2 protein-coding genes are annotated in these 4,905 nt (G+C 43.7%); both read right to left on the bottom strand.

What is annotated here, in order from left to right:
- Positions 1 to 123 precede the first annotated feature (123 nt).
- A complete protein-coding gene (locus VF500_RS00300) occupies positions 124 to 1,680 on the bottom strand; it encodes a RagB/SusD family nutrient uptake outer membrane protein (protein ID WP_330857763.1) in 1,557 nt (518 codons plus the stop codon).
- 28 nt (positions 1,681 to 1,708) lie between these two features.
- Positions 1,709 to 4,905 (bottom strand): TonB-dependent receptor (locus VF500_RS00295; RefSeq protein WP_330857762.1); only part of this gene is annotated, 3,197 nt, incomplete at its 5' end.

The following is a 4,905-nucleotide window of genomic DNA, read 5'->3' as shown; positions in this document are numbered from 1 at the left end:
TGTGCGATTCCCCTCTTGAGAGGGGCGGAGGGGTGTGTTTCTGCTTTAATAATCGCACGCATAACACACCCCTGCCACCACTTTTACCCTCCGCGCCCCTCTCGAGAGGGGATTCAAAAACGACTAATACCCCGCGTTCTGCACCAAACCAACGTTGGTTTGTACCTCGGTAAGTGGTATTGGTAAATACTCTTTACCCACGGTGTAAGTGTTAAACTCCGGGTCGCGGGCTTTTAACCAGGCCAGTTTTGTTGCATCCTGTAACCAACCCCAGCGGCGGATATCATCAAACCTATGACCTTCCAGCGAAAACTCCAGGAAACGCTCATGACCTATCTGCTCACGCATATCGGCCTGGCTCAGGCCCGGTTTAACGGTGGCCAGGTTTGGCAACCCAACACGGTTACGTACCATTTGAATGTATTGGTAAGCATCGTTTGTCGTACCTAATTCGTTCAGACATTCTGCGTACATTAAAAGTACGTCGGCATAGCGCATCAACCTTTCGTTAATACCCGATCTCCAGTCATATTCATCAGCCTGGCCGCTATCGCCGTTTTCATACTTGTGGCAAAACAGGGCATTTAATGACGAGCTGCCTGCATAACGGGTAGCAAAATTCTGGTTATATAATTTTTCGCCGGGTTTGTTGTAGTACATGGTTACATCCAAACGCGGGTCGACACCGCCAGTGGTAGTTTTTTCCTGAAGATACTCGTTGTATAATGCCGGTGTTGGCTGCACATCGGTAAAGCCGAAACTTGCCGCGCCAAAGGTGATAGCACGGGCAGAAGTACGTCCCCATCCTGATGACGGATCGCCGCCCCAGCCAAGGTCAGTACCTCCGGCATCCCTTGAAAACTGGACCTCAAAAATTGATTCAGAGTTGTTCTCGTTATTCGCAAAAAAGTTATCGTAATAATTAGGCACCAGGCTATAAGTCCCCATATCTATTACCGACTTAAACTCAGCTGCCGCCTCAGTATATTTTTTTGTGAACAGATATGTTTTACCCAAATACGCGGCCGCAGCGCCTTTTGTAGCCCTACCAATTTGCCCATCGGGCGATAAGCCGCTGTAAGTAGCCGGCAACATGCTTTCGGCTGCTTTAAAATCGCTGATCACCTGCGCCCAAACTACATCCTGCGGTTGCTGCTTCTGGAAATAATCGGCACTTGAAGCGGCCGGAGCTAAAGGCATAGGCACGTTTTTATAAAAATCGGCCAGATGAAAATAGTACAGCGCACGCAGAAAATAAGCTTGTCCTAATATGCGTTTCTTTAATTCGGCATCCATGTTAATATCAGGCACATATTTCAATACCTCGTTTGCACGTAAAATACCCTGATAGTAGGCAGTCCATGAAAAAAGTACACCATCGCCGGTGCTTTGCATGTTAAACTTGCCCATGTTGTAGATCTGGTCCCAGGGGCTATAGCTTGTAGCGTCATCGCCCCTTGTATTTTCAACTATCGGCGAAAAGCGCATGTATGAGCCATCAATAATTAAGCTGCCGTATACCGCGTTTATTCCTTTTACGGCGTCGCTGGCATTTTGCCAAAATGTTTGGGTAGTTTGTGCATTAGGGTTTACGGTATCCAAAGTACCTTTTTTACAACTCATTGCAAAAGCCGATAGTACCAAACCGGTAACTACGGTCTTTTTAAATATATTTTTCATTATACTAATGTTTAATGTTTATCAATAATTATAAGCCAACCTGTAAACCAACCAGCAAAGTGCGTGGGTTAGGGAACGAACCGTAATCAAAACCGCGGTTAATGGTACCATCGTTAATAAAATCAGGATCGTAACCTTTGTATTTGGTTATGGTATAAAGGTTTTGGCCCGACAGATAGATCCTTACACTCCTGAAAACATGGGTACGATTTAATATGGCCGAAGGCACAGTATAACCCAATTGTGCAGTTTGCAAGCGAGCGTATGAGGCGCTTTGTATAAACCTGTCCGAGTTACGGCCGTTCGCATTCGGATCGCCTATAATTGGTCTCGGTACATTAGTATTGGTATTAGTTGGTGTCCAATAATTTAACTCATCGGTACTTTGGTTACCGTATTGGCCGGTCATTAAGGCCTGGTAAACACCGTTGGCGATTTTGCTGCCGTAGTTACCCTGTATAAATATTGAGGCATCAATGTTTTTATAATTAGCGCTGAAGTTGAAACCATAATATAATTTCGGGATAGCCGAACCTAAGTAAACACGGTCGTTATCGTTAATGATACCGTTATGATCAGTGTCAACAAACTTAACATCGCCGGGAGCCGCACCGGTTTGGGTGGCATGGGCAGCAACATCAGCAGCATCTTTAAATATACCTTCGGTTTTAAAGGCATATAGTTGGCCTACTTCGCCACCAACAGCTGTTTTACTGTACGCCCCGTAAATTGGGTTGCCACCATTGCCCAATGATGTCACCTTGTTTTTAACTGTAGATGCATTGGCGCTGATAGTATAGTTAAACGGCCCGGTATCTTTACTGCGATATGTTACCGTAAACTCAATACCTTTATTGGTAAATGATGCCGCGTTAACCAGCGGCGTGTTAATAGCGCCTACAGAAACCGGAATTGGCACACCTAACAATACACCCGTGATTTTATTGATATAATACTCAGATGAAAATGCAAGCTGATCATGAAACAAGCTCAAATCAATACCAATGTTGGTAGTTTTTTTACCTTCCCATTTGTTAGTTTGATCAAATACCTGTGTTTGTGTTGTTCCTGACGCAAGCGTATTACCAAACACATAACTCGCATTGCCGTTTACTATGGTTTGAAAAGGATATGGGTTGGCAAGCGCGTTGATGTTGCCCAATATTCCGTATCCTGCTTTAAGTTTTAACTGTGTGATAACTTCAGGCAGGTGCAGGAACTTTTCTTTATTGATATTCCAGCCAACTGATGCTCCCGGAAAGTTACCATAACGGTGCTGGGGAGTAAGCTGCGAACTACCATCGCGCCTGTAATTAAACGTCAGCAAGTAACGGTCGTCATAATTATAATTGAGGCGCGCAAATATCGGCGAGTAAAACTTAATTACACCACTGTTGCTGTAAGCAGCTTTATCAGCAGGATTGCTTACATTATCCAGTGCGAATAAATAAGGCTGTGGTAAATTTAACGCTACACCGGTTAAATTACTATTGGCAGTTTTTTGATAAGCTGTACCGGCCAGCACCTCAAAATCATGCTTTTTAAAATTCAATTTGTAACTCAACGTATTCTCTATAAGTTGAGTATAATAATTACCCCGGGCATCACTGTAGTAAGCAGTTGTGTTTGGATAAAACCACCCCAGATCATAAATAGGATCAAAATAAGTATTTCTGAAATCGTTGCGATCATAGCTTCCGCTAATCCGGTATTTCAGATTTTTAATGATCTCTACCTCCATCCAGGCCGATGCCAGCATCCGGTTACGTTGCCCCGTGCTGTTCAATAAGTTATTTACACCGATAATATTAAGCGAAATAGCCCTTTGCGTGTTTTGATCAACGCCGCCGTAACCACCAACACGGTTAGGATCATAAATAGGCATAGTTGGAATAGCTGTAATCAGGTCAACTATTTGGTTTCCGGTACCGTGTAAGTGAGGATATGCCAGGTTATTATAATCCCCTTCGGTATAGGCGAACTTAGTGCCGAAAGATACAATACCTTTTTTACCTTGTATGTTACCGCTCAGGTTATAACGAGTGTAAGACGGACCTGATACAGTTGTACCGGTTTGGTTAAAATAATCAAAAGCAACATTGTAGCTCATATTATCATTACCGCCTGATAGGCCAAGGTCATGACTTTGAGTATAACCTGTTCTGAAACCCGATTTTTGCCAGTCGGTATTTACATTGCTGATAAATTTGCTTGATGACGGGTCATTGCCCGGCGCTAAAGATAAACCCGCATTGGTTTCAGCAGCATCGGCAATTTTCTGATAGCCTATCCTATCGGTAACGGATAACGTTTTAGGATTTTTCTGGAAACCGGCGTAACCATTATAGTTAATTTTCATCGGTCCGTTTTTGCCTTTTTTTGTAGTGATGATCACTACGCCATTGGCCCCACGAAACCCATAAATTGCACCTGCCGATGCGTCTTTAATAACCTGTAAACTTTCAATATCAGTATTGGGAAAATCAAAAGGCTCAAATGTTGGTACACCATCAATTATAAACAGTGGATTGTTACTGTTAAGCGAACTTACGCCACGTACCCGGATAGAAACGCCCTCGCCCGGTACGCCCGAACCGTTTACCTGTACACCTGCAACCTGCCCTTGCAAAGCCCTCGCTACATCAGGTGTTACACGTTTGTTGGCATCTTTCAGGTTTACTACAGTAACTGAGCCTGTAAGGTTCTCTTTTTTTTGCGTACCATATCCAACCACAATTACCTCGTTTAAAGAGTTGGATGCAGCTTTTAACTGTACATTGATGAGCGAGTTACCACTTACCGGCACCTCCTGCGAAGCATACCCGATAAAAGAAAACACCAGCGTAACGCCATCAGTTTTAGCATCGGGTATGTTTAAACTATAGCGGCCCTGCACGTCAGTCTGGATGCTTACATTTGTTCCTTTTGCTCTGACGGTAACACCGGGCATTGGCAGGCCCTCGTCATCAGTTACTTTACCGCTCACGGAACCGGGGGACATTGCATTGCCCTTTTCTGTAAGGATAACCAGATTATTATCACTTAGCGTGTAAATCAGGTTGGTATTGCCAAGTACAATTTTCATCACCTCTTCAAGCGATGCATCTTTTGTATTTAAACTGGCGGGCATATCGTTTTTCAACAACATATCGTCGTTATACAAAAAGCGATAGTCAGACTTCTTTTCAATTTCCTTTAGCGCCTTTTTCAGCGATACGTTTTGGA

It is taken from the genome of Mucilaginibacter sp. (genome assembly GCF_036383575.1).
In the GTDB taxonomy this organism is placed as follows: domain Bacteria; phylum Bacteroidota; class Bacteroidia; order Sphingobacteriales; family Sphingobacteriaceae; genus Mucilaginibacter.
Note: the sequence above shows the minus strand (reverse complement) of the source record. Positions and strands in the feature narration are given on the sequence as shown.

Excerpts from the sequence above, each read along its gene's own strand:
- VF500_RS00300 (WP_330857763.1), bottom strand. The coding sequence starts at position 1,680 with ATGAAAAATATATTTAAAAAGACCGTAGTTACCGGTTTGGTACTATCG.